At 35.6% G+C, this 16,195-nt stretch carries 18 protein-coding genes; 4 read left to right on the top strand and 14 right to left on the bottom strand.

What is annotated here, in order from left to right:
* The first annotated feature begins 8 nt into the window (after positions 1-8).
* Positions 9-536 carry a GNAT family N-acetyltransferase gene (locus YQ22_RS13275; RefSeq protein ID WP_071341568.1) on the top strand — a complete coding sequence of 176 codons (528 nt, stop codon included), beginning with the start codon at positions 9-11 and terminating at the stop codon, positions 534-536.
* 4 nt (positions 537-540) lie between these two features.
* Here YQ22_RS13275 and YQ22_RS13270 read toward each other — a convergent pair whose 3' ends face one another.
* Entirely contained in the window at positions 541-1,077 is a 537-nt protein-coding gene (locus YQ22_RS13270) for a YfiT family bacillithiol transferase (RefSeq protein WP_071341567.1), read from the bottom strand.
* 108 nt (positions 1,078-1,185) lie between these two features.
* Here YQ22_RS13270 and YQ22_RS13265 point away from each other — a divergent pair, with 108 nt between their 5' ends.
* On the top strand, positions 1,186-1,824 hold the full coding sequence (locus YQ22_RS13265) for a peroxiredoxin (protein WP_071341566.1): 639 nt from the start codon (positions 1,186-1,188) through the stop codon (positions 1,822-1,824).
* A gap of 129 nt (positions 1,825-1,953) precedes the next feature.
* Positions 1,954-2,148 carry a cold-shock protein gene (locus YQ22_RS13260; protein WP_027064347.1) on the top strand — a complete coding sequence of 65 codons (195 nt, stop codon included), beginning with the start codon at positions 1,954-1,956 and terminating at the stop codon, positions 2,146-2,148.
* Between the two features lie 308 nt (positions 2,149-2,456).
* On the opposite strand, the gene YQ22_RS13255 is transcribed toward YQ22_RS13260, so the two are convergent.
* The 3 genes from YQ22_RS13255 to YQ22_RS13245 all read right to left on the bottom strand — a co-directional run bounded on the left by YQ22_RS13255 (position 2,457) and on the right by YQ22_RS13245 (position 5,747).
* Entirely contained in the window at positions 2,457-3,389 is a 933-nt protein-coding gene (locus tag YQ22_RS13255; RefSeq protein ID WP_071341565.1) for a peptidylprolyl isomerase, read from the bottom strand.
* A gap of 110 nt (positions 3,390-3,499) precedes the next feature.
* On the bottom strand, positions 3,500-4,894 hold the full coding sequence (locus tag YQ22_RS13250; protein WP_071341564.1) for a M28 family peptidase: 1,395 nt from the start codon (positions 4,892-4,894) through the stop codon (positions 3,500-3,502).
* Positions 4,866-5,747, bottom strand: coding sequence for a PPK2 family polyphosphate kinase (locus YQ22_RS13245; protein ID WP_071341563.1), 882 nt, complete (start codon positions 5,745-5,747; stop codon positions 4,866-4,868). Before YQ22_RS13245 ends, YQ22_RS13250 begins: the two co-directional genes overlap by 29 nt.
* A 183-nt stretch (positions 5,748-5,930) precedes the next feature.
* On the opposite strand from YQ22_RS13245, the gene YQ22_RS13240 reads away from it, so the two are divergent.
* Complete coding sequence (locus tag YQ22_RS13240) at positions 5,931-6,629, top strand: hypothetical protein (protein WP_071341562.1); 699 nt, start codon at positions 5,931-5,933, stop codon at positions 6,627-6,629.
* Positions 6,630-6,633: 4 nt separating this feature from the next.
* Here YQ22_RS13240 and YQ22_RS13235 read toward each other — a convergent pair whose 3' ends face one another.
* From YQ22_RS13235 to YQ22_RS13190, 10 genes are all read right to left on the bottom strand, one after another.
* A complete protein-coding gene (locus YQ22_RS13235; protein ID WP_071341561.1) occupies positions 6,634-7,797 on the bottom strand; it encodes a sigma-54-dependent transcriptional regulator in 1,164 nt (387 codons plus the stop codon).
* Between the two features lie 9 nt (positions 7,798-7,806).
* The gene (locus YQ22_RS13230) at positions 7,807-8,691 is read right to left on the bottom strand and encodes a DUF6268 family outer membrane beta-barrel protein (protein WP_071342596.1); all 885 of its coding nucleotides are present in this window, start codon (positions 8,689-8,691) and stop codon (positions 7,807-7,809) included.
* Positions 8,678-9,610: a mechanosensitive ion channel family protein gene (locus YQ22_RS13225; RefSeq protein WP_071341560.1), complete on the bottom strand. Its 933-nt coding sequence runs from the start codon at positions 9,608-9,610 to the stop codon at positions 8,678-8,680. Before YQ22_RS13225 ends, YQ22_RS13230 begins: the two co-directional genes overlap by 14 nt.
* Positions 9,610-10,956, bottom strand: a complete 1,347-nt coding sequence (locus tag YQ22_RS13220) for an ABC transporter permease (RefSeq protein ID WP_071341559.1) — start codon at positions 10,954-10,956, stop codon at positions 9,610-9,612. The genes YQ22_RS13225 and YQ22_RS13220 overlap by 1 nt, the downstream gene beginning before the upstream one ends.
* Entirely contained in the window at positions 10,949-11,887 is a 939-nt protein-coding gene (locus YQ22_RS13215) for an ABC transporter ATP-binding protein (protein ID WP_071341558.1), read from the bottom strand. Before YQ22_RS13215 ends, YQ22_RS13220 begins: the two co-directional genes overlap by 8 nt.
* Positions 11,888-12,123: 236 nt before the next feature.
* Entirely contained in the window at positions 12,124-13,242 is a 1,119-nt protein-coding gene (gene dnaJ / locus YQ22_RS13210; protein ID WP_058103577.1) for a molecular chaperone DnaJ, read from the bottom strand.
* A gap of 9 nt (positions 13,243-13,251) precedes the next feature.
* Positions 13,252-13,815: a nucleotide exchange factor GrpE gene (locus YQ22_RS13205; protein WP_058103578.1), complete on the bottom strand. Its 564-nt coding sequence runs from the start codon at positions 13,813-13,815 to the stop codon at positions 13,252-13,254.
* A gap of 137 nt (positions 13,816-13,952) precedes the next feature.
* Positions 13,953-14,915 carry a TIGR01777 family oxidoreductase gene (locus YQ22_RS13200; protein ID WP_071341557.1) on the bottom strand — a complete coding sequence of 321 codons (963 nt, stop codon included), beginning with the start codon at positions 14,913-14,915 and terminating at the stop codon, positions 13,953-13,955.
* Between the two features lie 113 nt (positions 14,916-15,028).
* Positions 15,029-15,691 (bottom strand): tRNA (5-methylaminomethyl-2-thiouridine)(34)-methyltransferase MnmD, encoded by a 663-nt coding sequence (gene mnmD, locus YQ22_RS13195; protein WP_071341556.1) that lies wholly within the window; start codon positions 15,689-15,691, stop codon positions 15,029-15,031.
* Positions 15,692-16,171 (bottom strand): DUF4920 domain-containing protein, encoded by a 480-nt coding sequence (locus YQ22_RS13190; RefSeq protein WP_071341555.1) that lies wholly within the window; start codon positions 16,169-16,171, stop codon positions 15,692-15,694.
* Between the last annotated feature and the right edge of the window lie 24 nt (positions 16,172-16,195).

Raw genomic sequence — 16,195 nt, 5'->3', positions numbered from 1 at the left:
TACCGTTGATGAATATCGATATAACATTTCAAGAGTTGACCCCTGCATTGCATGATATTTATATAAAAACAGGTATAACCTCTTACAATCAACACTATAGACACTTATGGCCAAATGGAGATACCACCACCTACATTGAACATAGTTTTACCAAAACAATTTTAGAAGAGGAAGACAACAATAAAAATAGCGCTCTATATTTAATAAAATCAGGTATAGATTACGTAGGTCTTTTAAAGATTACTTTTCATAAAAACATTAAAGGTTTAGAAGCTAAAGATGTGCTTTACCTAGATAAAATTTATATTCTTAAAGAATTTGCCGGTAAAGGTGCAGGTAACAAAAGCCTTAAGTTTGTTGAAAGCATAGCCAAAAAACTTTCTAAAAAAGCAATCTTTTTGGAATCAATGCAGAAGGGACCTGCCTTACCATTCTATCTTAAGAATGATTTTGACATCGTTGCTGAAAGCAGGGTACCCTTCAAAAATGTCATAGAGGAAGAAAAGCCAATGTTTCTTCTAAAAAAGATGATTTAATCCGCTACCACCCCATTCTGTCGGCTAAACTTTTAATATGCGCAAAGTGATGGTTACTATGCCAAGCATATTTTCCAATATTCTCCGCTACAGATACATTTACATTACCATCTGGATGAATATAGCTATTGTCCATATCTTCAGGTGTTAACCTCTTTAACAGGTACACCAATTTAGCGTGAAGGACCGTTAAATAAGAAAGAGATAAAGAAATAGGGGCAGTTCTGGCATCGATCAAATTACTCCATTCCTTTTCCTGATATACTTTGATCAAAGGTCTGTTCTCCGTTAAGGCCCATTTAAAACGTGTGTAGCTATGATGATGACTATCTGCCATATGGTGTACTACTTGACGAACTGTCCACCCCCCTTCTCGGTAGGGAGTATCCAATTGTGTTTCAGAAAAATTATCTACTAGTGCAGACAGACGTTTTGGTAAGGTTTCCAATACCTCTATCCATTTACTTAAATCTTCATTTGTGATGTTCTCCGGACACTCAAAGCGCCCGATGGGGTATTTTAATTTATCAAGTTCTTCCATACCCTAAAAGTAAAAATTTTAATAGACTTTTAACCCGAAAACTTTAGTCACGGACATTTAATCTACTAATTTTATAGGATAAATTTAAACATCTAAAAATATACCATTATGGCAACAATACGTTTAGGCGATAAAGCTCCAAATTTCACGGCAGATAGTTCTATGGGAACAATTAATTTATATGACTACCTTGGTGACAGTTGGGGTATATTATTTTCTCACCCTGCAGATTTCACCCCAGTTTGTACTACCGAATTAGGCACTGCTGCTAAATTCAAAGATGAATTCGACAAAAGGAACGTTAAAATGATCGCGCTTAGTGTTGATGGTGCTGCATCTCATGCAGAATGGATCAAAGACATTAACGAAGTACAGAACACTGTGGTGAATTTCCCAATAATTGCAGATGAGGACAAAAAAGTTTCTGATCTATATGATATGATCCACCCAAATGCGGATAACAATCTTACCGTACGTTCTGTATTCATCATTGCACCGGACAAGACCGTAAAATTAACGTTGACCTACCCAGCATCAACTGGTCGTAACTTTTATGAACTTCTAAGGGTAATAGATTCATTGCAACTAACAGCATATCACAAGGTAGCAACACCAGCAAACTGGGAACAAGGTAAAGAGGTAGTTGTAAGTCCAGCTATAAGTACTGCCGATGCAAAAGATATATTTTCAAAGGGAGTAACAGAGATCAAACCCTATTTAAGAATGACTCCAGACCCTACTGCATAGGCATAAAAACAAGTTCATTCTCAATACATTAGACGTCAATTATTAACCTTAAGATAACCTGTAAGAATTTAAGTAGTTAAACAAAAAAAAACTATCTTCGCACTTTAATTAATATTTAATTTTTCTATTATGAGTAAAGGAACAGTAAAATTCTTCAATGACTCCAAAGGTTACGGATTTATCACTGAAGATGGTTCAAACGAAGATCATTTTGTACACATTTCTGGCTTAATCGATGAAGTTCGAGAAGGTGATGTTGTGGAATTTGAACTACAACAAGGTAAAAAAGGATTAAACGCCGTTAATGTGAAAGTAATTGACTAGGTAACGATTTAACTTTTTTATAGTATGAAACCCGAACTTATTAGTTCGGGTTTTTTTTATTCTTTTTTTTTTAGATCCTACGCAACCTTTTAGGTAAATACATATCTATTGAATAAACAAGTCTGGTTCCCCTACCTTATACATGTATTTATGACCACATTTTTGACCGTATTTTTAGTTCTGATGATTATTAACATCATTTTACTTTTAGGTAGTTTCGTTACTAGAAAAAAGTAGATTACTAGAACAAAAAAAACACCCATAATTAAAAATTATAGGTGTTTCATTATTTTTTAAGGCTTAGGTAATTAACCTACCTTCATTAACTCTACATCAAAAATCAATGTAGCATTAGGAGGTATTACCCCACCTGCACCGGCAGAACCATATGCCAAGTCTGAAGGAATAACAAATCGTGCCTTATCACCCACTTGTAATAAGGAGATACCCTCATCCCAGCCTGGTATTACTTGACCAATTCCTAATTGAAAATCAATTGGGGAATTACGCTTATAAGAAGAATCAAAAACTTGACCGTTTAATAGTGATCCTTCATAATGTACAGACACTTTTTCTCCTTTTACCGCTTTGGCGCCATCACCTTTCTGAATCATTTTATAACGAAGACCAGATGCCGTAGATTCAAAACCTGCCGCAACCTTATCTAGTTCAGCTTCTTGCTTTGCCTTTTCTGCCGCCAATCTTGCTTCACCAGATGCATTGAAATCTTCAAAGGCCTTTAATGCATTCCACTTTTCAGCTTCATCACCTACCCTAACAATTTCTAAAGATTCAATTACATCATTTTGAGCAATTGCATCCACTACTTCTTGTCCAGCTGCTACATGACCAAATACAGTATGCTTGTTATCTAACCAAGGTGTTGGCACATGTGTAATAAAAAACTGGCTTCCATTGGTTCCAGGACCTGCATTAGCCATAGAAAGAACCCCTGGAGTGTCATGTTTTAATTCGGGATGGAACTCATCATCAAATTTATATCCTGCATCACCTGTACCGGTACCTTGAGGACAACCACCCTGAATCATAAAATCCGGAATAACCCTATGAAATTTTAAACCGTTGTAGTATGGCTCACCTTTAGCTTTAGCACTATTTTCTTTATCACCTTCTGCCAAAGCAACAAAATTACCTACGGTACCAGGTGTTTTATCATAAGTTAACTTAACTAGTATTTCGCCTTTACTTGTATTGAACTTGGCGTAAATTCCTTCTTCCATTATTGTATTTTTTAGTAAACCGCAAAGGTAAAGAATTTTAACGGTTTGTACCTTTGACGATCATTTTTGAAATTTACACTTTCCTTAATTTCACAAGCCCTAACCTAAAACTAAAAGCCATAAGCGTCTACCAAATAAACTAAGCTTGCCATTGTTGCCGCACCCAACTGTAGTTCTCGTCTATTTACATGTTCAAAAGTGTCGTTTTCTGCATGATGATGATCAAAATAACGTTGAGAATCAGGTCTTAGACCTGCCATTACCAGACCATCTTTTTTTAGAGGTCCTATATCTGCACCAGCAAAACCTTTTTCAAAATAATGTACAAGATAAGGTTCAAACAAATTTTTCCATTTCAAGACCTTTTCAAAATTCTCTTGAGAGCTATCAAAAGTAAAACCTCTAGGAGTAAACCCACCCGAATCACTTTCTAAAGCAAAAATGTGTTTTTCATTATTTGAGATAGCAACCTCAGCATATTTATTACCGCCTCGCAATCCGTTTTCCTCATTCATAAAAAGAACGACCCTAACAGTACGTTTTGGTTTGTATCCTGTTTTTTTGAAAAGATTTAAAACCTCCATACTTTGTACACAGCCAGCACCATCATCATGGGAACCGTCACCTAAGTCCCACGAGTCTAAATGACCGCCTACGACAATAATTTCCTCTGGCTTTTCAGAACCTTTTATTTCTGCAATTACATTATAAGATTCTACATCCTTGAACTGTTTACAATTCTGTTTGAAGTAGAAATTAATTTCCGGATTCAATTTTAAGGAAGTACTCAACAATTCCGCTGCATTGGTACTGATAGCTGCAGCAGGAATTCTCTCTGACTCTGGCTGATCACCATAGGTCATAGACCCCGTATGCGGAAAATCATCCAACCTTAAGTTCATTGAACGTACGATAACCCCCAATGCTCCGTATTTGGATGCCTCCAATGCCCCGGCATATCTCTGATCCACACAATTGGAATACGCTGTAAACGTATTAATTTCAGTAGCGTCCATTGGTCTGTTGAAAAAAACGATTTTTCCTTCAATTTTATCCTTGCCCAAGGTCGTTAACTGCTCAACACCCTCGACTTCAATAATATTGGCTTTTATTCCCTTTGGCGGGGTTGCCACCGAGCCACCCAATGCACAAATGGCAACATTTGTAGTTATACCCGGTGTTGTTTCAAAATAAGCAAATTCTGGAGTTCCTCTAACCCATTTTGGCACCAAGACAGGTTGCAACCACACCCGATCAACACCTAAAGAATCTAACTGAGACTTTGTATAACCAACCCCTTGCTGAGCTTGCACGGACCCGGACAATCTACCTCCAATTTGGTTAGACAAATAATTTAACCACTCATAACCTTTACCTTCGGTAAGTGCTAAATCATACATTTTTTTGATCTGTACCTCATCTTTACTCTGTGATTTACCCACAGCTATAAAAGCGATCATACATATTAGAGCTAGCTTACTGCTCACTTTGTAATTGTTCTTCATAGCTGTCTAAATTAGCCATTATTTTTTCGCTCAACATAGGCTCTTTAATATCTTTGTATTTTTTTAACGATTGCAATAAAATATTTGCAACAATTACACGGGTTGCCTTTTTATTATCCGCAGGAACTGCAAACCATGGTGCGTGATCATGGGTAGTTTTACTTATAGCCTCTTCATAGCACTTTTGGTACACAGACCACAATTTACGTTCCTTTAAGTCTCCGGGAGAAAACTTCCAATGTTTTTCCTTGATAGCAAGTCTTCTTAATAAACGCTGTCTTTGCTCTTCTTTTGAAAGATTTAGAAAAAACTTAAATATCAATGTACCGTTTTCAGCTAAATGTCTTTCAAAATCATTAATTTGCTCAAACCTTTTATCCCAAAACTTTTGATCAATGTCTTCTACGGTATGTATACCGGGAATATGTTCATTTAAAATATACTCTGGGTGTACCCTAGTGACAAGAACATTTTCATAATGGGTTCTATTGAAAACGCCAAATTTGCCCTTTGCAGGCAAGACCAAGTAATGTCTCCACAAGTAATTATGACTTAATTCCAATTCAGTAGGCACCTTAAAACTATGAACCTCTACGCCACTTACGTTAAAGTCTTTGAACACCTCACGAATAAGGCTATCTTTCCCTGCTGTATCCATACCTTGTAGGCATACTAAAATACTATACTTACCATGTGCGTAAATAGTATCTTGAAACTCCCCAAGCTCTCTTCTAACTTTATATAAGTCTTTTTTTAACTCTTTATCAGATTTACCAAAATCTTCAAATGTCTCATTTTCAGATATTTTAAAATCTTTAGTTGCTTTATATTTCTCTATATTTATATTATTCATACTGAAATATAAAATATTAAACCTACGAATACTAATAATTTAGAAAACTGTTAAAACTGATTTTACAGCTTTCCGTTTAACGTGATTGAACGGTATTGTATCGAAAATAATATTTTCAATAGGGTATAGCATATAAATTTATGCCTGTAAGGTCCCAACTCTTACACCCAAAAACACCTACTTATGAAGAAAAATATCATTTTTTTCTACACTATTGTTCTATTCTCCTTTCCCACATTTGCCAACAATGTGGAATGTGAGTATGCCAATTCAAACATGGGTTATGCAAAATCCCAAATAACTGCCGCCCTACAAACACAAGACATCAGCCAAGCTAGATTTTACGCCTACAAGGCTTTGAATGCTTTGGAAAAATCTAAAGAACAGCTGAATATTTGCGGTTGTAAATTTGCTAAAACCAGTATGTACGAGAATATAGAAGTACTTACCCTAGCAACAAGGTCAACAACTCTAGAAGGCACTATTAGCTACTTAAATGAATCTATAGAACTGACCAATAACACTATTATGGTATTGGAATCTCACGATACGCATGACAGCATGTATTCCAACAATGAATTATCTGTAAATACGACTACATCTACTTCAAATACCAGCATTAAAAAAACACCAGAAAAAGGTAAAAGCCTTTTTGAAACTATAGACATCTCTTTAGAGAAATACAGACTCTCACTTAACAAGGTAGTTGAAAGTGTAAATTGTAAAGAGGCTACCGCATTTGCTACTAGAATTTATGAGGAATGCGAAGCTCAATTATTAAAACCTAATATTACAGAAGGAAGTAAATATTACAATTTACGTACCAAAGAGATAACCCAAGACGCTTTGAACAGAATTGGTAATTGCTCTGCCGCTAAATAAAAGGTTATTTACTAGCGAACAATTTTACATCATCTTCTGAAACTTGTTGACCACCAAGAATTATTAGGCGTTCAACTACATTTCTAAGTTCACGAATGTTCCCGGTCCAATCATAGGCCTTAAGTAAATCAATAGCTTTACTAGAGAAGGTTTTACCTGCCATACCTTGCTCTTCAGCTATTTTCTTAGAGAAATGTTCTATTAACAAGGGTATATCATCTCTTCTATCATTTAAACTAGGCACTTGAATCAATATCACTGCTAGTCTATGATATAGATCTTCTCTAAAATTACCCTCTTCAATCTCCTTTTTCAAGTCTTTATTCGTTGCCGCCACTACACGAACATCTACTTTTATATCCTTATCCGTACCTACACGAGAGATTTTACTTTCTTGAAGTGCCCTTAACACTTTGGCTTGAGCGGACAAACTCATATCACCAATTTCATCTAGGAAAATAGTTCCCTTATTGGCAGCCTCAAACTTACCTGCCCTATCTTTAACAGCAGATGTAAAAGCACCTTTTACATGTCCAAAAAGCTCACTTTCAATTAATTCTGATGGTATTGCAGCACAATTAACTTCAATAAAAGGTGATGAACTCCTGGCGCTTTTCTCATGTAACCAATGAGCTACAAGCTCTTTACCCGTACCATTTGAACCTGTAATAAGAACACGCGCATCAGTAGGCGCAACTTTTTCAATGATCTCTTTTATAATGTTTATCTCATTACTTTCACCGATCATCTCATAATTCTTACTCACCTTTTTCTTTAGGTTTTTATTCTCAACGACCAAAACCTTACGATCCAAGGCATTTCTTACGGTGGTAAGCAATCTATTTAAATCCGGTGGTTTTGAGATATAGTCAAAAGCACCTAACCTCATAGTATTTACGGCAGTATCTAAATCTCCATGTCCAGAAATCATAATGAACGGAATTTCCGGTTTTATCTTTCTAGCCGCTTCCAATACTTCTACACCATCCATTTTTGGCATTTTAATATCGCAAAGCACCAAATCATAGTCGTTGTTCTTTATAGTTTCCAATCCTTTTAATCCGTCTTCGGCCTCCTCTACTGAATAAGAGTCGCTTTCTTCAGATAAAATTTTAACCAACACCCTTCTAATTGCCGCTTCATCCTCTATTACTAATATTTTTGACATAACTGCTTTTTAAATTCCTATTCTAATTCCTGTTCTAAAGTAAAGTCCGGCTGCATCGTTCAACGTGAAAATATCTTCTCTTTCTTCGTTTCTTAATGCACTATTCTGATAAATAGATCTACCACCTATAAAGTAGACGGACATATCTTTAGTTATTTTATACTGATAACCTAATGTCAATAATAATGCCGTTGAAGACACATCAGTAGATAAATTGTTACCAGACAATAAAATATCGTTTTGAATATTGACATAATATCCATCTAAAAATACTTCGGTTTGAAAAAAATGACCTTTCTTGGTAAAATATTTCATCCCTGATTTTGGTGCTCCCAATACATAAGACCAATTGGGGTGGAACCTTTTTTCATAATACACAAAAGGCAACGGAACGTCTATAGGAGAAGTGCCATTATATGAAATTCCTAAAACCAACATATATGGCTTTTCTACATCCTTTACGTTTTTATATGCCCCAACCGTGTAGTTCATGTTAAAGTCATCTTCTTGTAGTTCTTCAACAAAATTAGATGACCACCTTGGTGTTACAACACCTATTAGATTCCACTTTTCACTTAATTTATATAAATAAGCAAAATTTACATCCAACACGTGGAACTTGCTTAAATCGCCAGCATCCGGAAATAAATCATCCGGAACCTCAAAATTATATCTGTTATATTCAGCCCCCAACACTACGTAATCTTTTTTATCACGGACCGCAAAGGGAACGTTGAGCACCAATTTTATACGTGAAGTCTCTACCTCACCGCTATTTTCCGGCATCAACATATACTCTAACCTTAACACATCTGGCGTTTGAGAATAAAAGGGCTCAACAACAAACATCATTAAAAACAGAATTACCAGGCAAGCATACTTATGCTTTATCATCACTATTTGTATTTGATACATTGCTGTGTTGAAAAGGTGCCTGTTGATACAAATGAATATCTCTTTGCGGAAAAGGAATAGAAATATTATGCTTTCTGAATTCAGCATCTATTTTATACCTTACTTCACTCTTTATTTTGGGATCTGTAAAGCTATCGGTAATGTAAAAATTAACAGCAAAAACTAGCGCCGAATCACCAAAATCTTCAAAAATAACAAATGGTTTTGGGCTTTTTAATATGCTTCTTTGCCCTTTGATAACATCCAATAATATTTTTTTCACTAAATCAATATCACTACCGTAAGCTACACCAACACGTACCAACTCTCGTGTAGTTTTATGGTTTTGAGTATAGTTGTACACTATATCACTAATAAATTTGTGATTGGGAATTATGATCACCTTATCATCTCTGGTAATTGCCCTTGTGGTGCGCAATTTAATTTCAAATACCTTACCGACTTTATTGTCAATTTCAATGATATCCCCAACTCTTAAAGACTTGTCTACAATGATAAAAATACCACCAATAATATCCTGAAAAATTTCTTGTAAAGCCAGTCCAAGTCCGACGAATAACGCAGCGGATGCCGTAATTAAAATGGTAATATCTATACCTGCAGCGCTCATGGTAAAAAGAATCACTACAACGTAGACCAGATATTTAATAAACTTGAAAATACTGATAAACTTCAGCTTATCATCCATTTCCATTTTTCTGGTAAAAAATCTACGAATTGCTTGTAAAACCGTACTAGTAAGTAAAAAAGCTACCGTAAGCAATAACAGAAGACCTACAGTAATATGTATGGATTTTTCACCATCACCAAATTGATAGCCTAGGTCCAAGAATTTTTTAATGGTTCCCCAAACATCATCTTCTATTATTTCCTTTATTTTCTCTGTACCCTCCTGCATTATGACGAGTATTTAAGCCATTTATACAATTCTTTATAAGTAGGTTTTTTACCGTACATTAAAATTCCCACTCGGTAAATTTTTGCAGCCACCCAAACAATACCTATAAATGTACCTATTAAAATTAAAATAGATGTAATCAATTGCCATAACGGTACACCACCCTCACCTATACCCCAAGGCAAACGCATTAACATAACAATTGGCGAGGTTAACGGAAAAAGAGAAAAAGCAACGGCTATTGGGCCGTTAGGATTACTGAAAACCGAAAAGAAGCCAACGTAAATAGCTAGCATTAACGGAAGTATTACCGGGAAAATGAATTGCTGTGTATCGGTCTCATTATCTACCGCAGCGCCAATTGCTGCATAGATAGAACTATAAATTAAATAACCCAGAACAAAATAAATTATAAAAAACACTAGCATTGCTATGATCGGAATCTCAAAAATTTCTTGGGCATATAACTGTACATTTTGTGTAAGGGCATCTACATCTACATTTGCCCCGTTCACCATACCTGGAGCAACACCACCACCTTTGGTTAAGCTCGCAGGATCAATATCAAAAATAGCCAAACCAACTATCAATAATATTCCGCCAGAGATAATCCAAATTCCAAATTGCGTAATACCCGCTAACGAGGTACCAATTATTTTACCCATCATTAAATGAAAAGGTTTCACTGATGAAATAATGACCTCAATTATTCTACTGGTTTTTTCCTCAATAACGCTGCGCATAACAAACCCACCATATATAATAATGAACATCATTATAAGGTAACCGAACGCCCCACCTATTATGGCCTTTATCTCATTGATACCTTTTACGTTCTGTGTACCATCAAAAGTTTCAATATTGATGGCATAATCGCGATCCATTTCAGCATATTCTTTGGGAGACACACCCAACTCACGCAATCTTTCTTGCCTTAATCTGCTATTAATGGAAGATTCTAATTTTTCTAGTATGGTAGAGCTAGGAGCATCTTGGCTATAAAAAAAAGCTCTTTTTGCCACCTTCTCCAAACTAGATTCGTTAGGCAAATAAATAAGACCGTAAAAACCCAAACTTAATGTAGAGTCTTTTGCCTGTGCTAGTGAGATGTTGTTAAAGTTGATGTATGATGTAGCTTCTGATGTTACAAATTCATTTGCAAAATATTCGCTCTCGTTCAATACACCTATTACCTTTTTATCATTGTCATTTAATTGCGTTAAATATGCAATCAACAATATCATACCTACCATTAGAAAAGGGCTCAAAAAGGTCATAACCACAAAAGACTTATTGCGAACTTTGGCTATGTATTCTCTTTTAATAATTAGAGGTAATTTATTCATGAGCGATATTTTTGTTTTGAATAGTTTTAATAAAAATATCGTTTGCAGAAGGTATCGTCTCCTTAAACTCATTAACATTTGCCCTTGACCCTAGAAATGATAGAATCTCCCTAGACTCATTTGAAGGTAATTGCACCTCTAAATTCAACTGATTTTCCAGAACATTATATTGATGGTCAAGAATCTGAAATTTACTTTTCATCTCGTTCATCAACAATTCTTGATTATCCGTTTGCAAACCAATTTTAAAAATATTGTTTTTATATGCTTTTTTAATATCGGATAATTTACCGTCAAGTATTTTTTCGGATTTATGAATTAAGGCAATATGCTCACATAATTCTTCTACAGATTCCATTCTATGTGTTGAAAATATAATAGAAGTACCTTTATCCTTTAAGCTTAGGATTTGCTCTTTAATGATATTGGCGTTGATAGGGTCAAAGCCACTAAAAGGCTCGTCAAAAATCAATAATTTGGGCTCATGAAGTACCGTAACAACAAATTGAATTTTTTGGGCCATACCCTTAGAAAGCTCCTGAATCTTTTTGTTCCACCAATCACCTATCTCCAGTCTTTCAAACCAATACTTAAGCCGCTTTTTTGCCTCAGCTTTTGACAGTCCCTTTAATTGAGCTAAATACAATGCCTGCTCGCCAACCTTCATACTCTTGTACAGTCCTCGCTCTTCGGGCAGATACCCAATCTGTGCAATATGCTCGATTTTTAACAGCTCGCCGTCAAAATATACCTTACCCTGGTCAGGAAAAGTAATCTGATTAATAATACGTATCAATGTAGTCTTACCAGCACCATTTGGCCCCAATAAACCGTAAATACTATTCTTAGGAATTTCTAGGGAAACGTTTTTTAATGCCGTATGGCTCCCAAACTGTTTGGTGACATCATTAGCTACCAAAATGTGACTCATGTACTCAATTTCTACAAAGATATTGAATTGTTTTGACCTGCTATACTCTTTATGATTCCTTTATACCAAACCAATTACAGTAGAGATAAGCATAAAACGAAGTGCCCTAAAAAGCAAAACCCACCCTTAATAAATCAAGGATGGGAAAAAAATTGCTATGAAAAAGAAAATTAATATTGGTCGCCCAATATTATCTCAAATATACGTTTTTTATTTAATAACCAAATATTTAGAAATTAAGAGAACATATCTTTCACTTTTTCAAAAAATGACTTATCAGATTTCTCCGGTCTAGGCTCAAAATTATCATTGCCTTGCATTTTTTCAAAGAACTCTTTTTGCTCTTTATTCAATTCTTTAGGTGTCCACACATTAACATGAACCAATATATCACCAGCTCCATATCCGTTTAAGCTAGTAATACCTTTACCTCGTAATCTCAATATTTTACCTGATTGTATTCCTGGCTCTAATTTAATACGAACCTTTCCACCAACTGAATCTATTTCTTTAGATGTACCTAAAACCGCATCAGAGATGCTTACATAAAGATCATAATGCAAATTATCACCTTCTCTTTTTAATGTACTATGCTCTTGTGTTTCTATAGCCACTAACAGGTCTCCCGGCACCCCGTTACCAGGAGCATCGTTACCTTTGTTAGGAACCTTCAACTGCATACCTTCTTCTACACCTGCCGGAATATTAATAGATACTGTTTCTTCAACTACCTTTAATCCCTGTGCATCGGCATCACCAGGTTTACCATCCAAAATCTGTCCACTACCGCCACAAGTACTACAAACTGCAGCTGTTTGCATTCTACCAAGTATGGTATTTTGAATTTTGGTCACCTGACCTCTTCCATTACACGTAGAACATGTTTTGTAAGTAACACCTTCTGCCTGTACTTTTCTCTTTACTTTAACTTTCTTCTCAACACCATTGGCAACTTCTTCCAAGGTCAAGGAAACCCTAATACGGAGGTTACTCCCTTTTACCCTTCTTTGACCGCCACCGCCGCCAAATCCACCAAAGCCGCCGCCACCAAAAGCACCACCGAAAATATCACCAAATTGGCTGAAGATATCATCCATATTCATGCCGCCACCGCCAAAACCGCCGGCACCACCTTCAAAAGCTGCATGACCAAATTGATCATAACGCGCTTTCTTATCTGCATCGCTAAGCACTTCATAAGCTTCGGCAGATTTTTTAAACTTCTCTTCGGCAGAACTGTCACCAGGATTTTTATCCGGGTGATACTGTAATGCTTTTTTACGATAAGCTTTCTTTATCTCTGCAGCAGTAGCGTTTTTACTAATGCCCAATACTTCATAATAATCTTCCTTCATTCCAATTATTTAATTTCCTACTACTACTTTTGGATGCCTAATAATACGGTCACCTAACTTAAACCCTTTTTCGATGACGTCAATAACCTTTCCTTTCATCTTTTTGTCCGGAGCAGGTATTTGAGTAATGGCCTCATGAATCTCTGCATCAAAAACATCACCTGCATTAACTTCAACCATCTCTAAACCTTTAGCTTTCAAGGTCTCTCTAAACTTGACATTTATTAACTCTACTCCTTTGAAAACCTCTTTATCGTCAGATTTAGCCAACTCTTTCATAGCTCTATCAAAATCATCCAACACAGGTAATAATGAAACTATGACTTCTTGACCTGCCGTTTTAAAAAGCTCCATACGTTCTTTAGAAGTACGTCTTTTATAATTTTCAAATTCAGCAAACAATCTTAAAAACTTATCCTTTTCTTTTGCAAGTTCTTCACTTAGCGTCTCTTCAACAGACTTTTCTTCCTCTACATTTTCCTTTTCATCTCCTGCCTTTTGTTCTTGTGTTTCGCCCTCTAAAAGCTCATCTTCCAAGAATTCTTCGTCCAAAGTGTTTTCTTTATCACTCATAATTAATTGTAATTTAAATCGCTGTTTAAAAGCAGGCAAAAGTACTGCCAATTCTTTAAAAATGTCAAAATGTCACAAAAGAATAAAAAAAAATCCGCCAAAAGCGGATTATCTATCTAGGTAAGAAACTATTTTATTTAAGAAACAAATTGCTTTGTCACATTACTTTTATCATCTACACACTTAGTACCACTATCATATATTGCACCTAGCGCTTGACATATATTCACATAATTAAACACAAAACCTTCTTCTTCAATTTTTTTACTACTAACCCGCTGACTAGCGAATAATATATACGCCATTTTACCTAACACGGTGTACATTACAAACTTGGGCACATTTGGCATAAACAAAGGTTGATCCAAAGCCTTTGCTATTTCTTTGATCATCTTGGCATTGGTCACCGGGTTGGGTGCCACTCCGTTATATACACCCTTTAACCTATACTTTATAATATGTATAAAAATACCTGCCAAATCTGCAATATGAATCCAAGACTGCCACTGCTCTCCTGTTCCAAATGCCGAACCCACATAATATTTAACCGGTTTTGCCATTTCTGGCAATGCACCGCCATCTTTAGACAACACCAAACCAATTCTAACTTTAGCAACCGTTAGTCCAAGAGATTTAAATTCGTTCGCCTTTTTCTCCCAAAGGCTAACCACTTCTCCTAAAAAACTATCATCAACATTAGTATTATCTTCCGTATAATAATGACTTAAAGAATCTTGATAAATACCTATAGCGGATGCGGACACCAAGAATTTTACCGTATGGCCTTCACGCTCCAATAATGTTTTCCTAAGAAGTTCTAAGGTATTGACCCTACTGTCAATAATTTCTTTCTTATAACTATTTGTCCACCTTTTAGAGATACTTGACCCTGCTAAATTGATAATGGCAGAAACACCATCTAAGCAGTTGGCATCTATTTCACCTGTAGTAGGATCCCAGAAATAGCCCTGATAGTTTTGTTTTGAAACAATTTTATTTTTTCGAGTAGTTAGGTAATTAACGGCATAACCTTTTTCATGGCATTGAGATACCAACTCGCTACCTACTAAACCCGTTGCACCTGTAATCAATACTTTCATGGAATAAAGATATTGCTTTTGATGCTCGCTGATATGCAATTTAATTTCGATTTAACATAAATGCAGAACCTATTGAATTTAAAGGCGTTAAAGTTTTACTAACACCATATAAATTATTGTTTTTTTGCCCTTAACATTTCTCTTTTACCGGGAGGTCCAGGTAACCTTTCTACCAAAAAACCAACTTCAAGCATGGCTCTTCTTACACTGCCTTTTGCTGCATATGTAACCAAATAGCCACCACTTTTCATTGCTTTGAACATAATTTCAAAGATTTCAACCGTCCACAATTCCGGTTGCACCCTAGCTCCAAATGCATCAAAATAAACCAAATCAAAAGCATTGCTTTTACTAATATCCTTGAAGAATTTTTGTTCCTTTATTAGCCTGAAGTCTGCGGTTACCTCAACCAACTTTTCCCATGGAGATGTGTGCATTGTAGCAAATTCATCTTTCAAGGAATTTGATTTCAACTGCTCTAAATAGTTTAGCTGACCAAGTTCATCTTTAGAAACAGGATACGCCTCTACACCAGTATAATTAATCTTTAGGTTTCTTTTTTTGAATTCAATTAAAGTAATCAGTGCATTTAAACCGGTACCAAATCCAATTTCCAAAATATCTACCGTTGTATTTTCAAATAAGTCTAATCCAGAGTGTATAAATACATGATAAGCCTCTTGAATAGCACCGTGTTTTGAATGATACTGTTCTTGCCAATCTTTTATTTGAATGGTCGTAGAACCATCAGCCGTTGTAATAATTTCCCTTTTCAATTAATTTGGAACTAATACTCCAGAAGCCTCAAAACTGTAAGTTCTTTTTGGAGATGTTATTTGTGCTATCTCTTGAGCCGTTTTTCCGCCATCTTTAGCATAATGTTTTTGATCATCAACACTCATTTCCTCAACGAATGCCAAACCATTCAATACCACTTCTTTTTCTAAAATATCGGCTGGCATAAAAAAACCGTAATCTTTAAAACGTACCATAGCTTGGTTTCCATCAGCTAGCTCAACGGTCATCCAACAGCCTTTAACTTTGCACACTTCTTTTACCTTGGTTTTAAATTGTAGCTGTATAGAATCTGAAACAGGCATGGTGGCAAATTGCCTTATAACTTCATCTTTTTCACTCAATGTAGTGACAGTAAACTCTTCACCGTAAAACTTTGATGAAGTATTTGCATCATTTTGTTGGCCAAAACATGAAAAAATGCCAAATAAAAAGACAAGTAATATGTTAAATCCTTTCATAAATCTCAAAAATGTTGATATCCC

This window comes from Maribacter sp. 1_2014MBL_MicDiv (assembly GCF_001865655.1).
Lineage (GTDB): Bacteria > Bacteroidota > Bacteroidia > Flavobacteriales > Flavobacteriaceae > Maribacter > Maribacter dokdonensis.
Note: the sequence above shows the minus strand (reverse complement) of the source record. Positions and strands in the feature narration are given on the sequence as shown.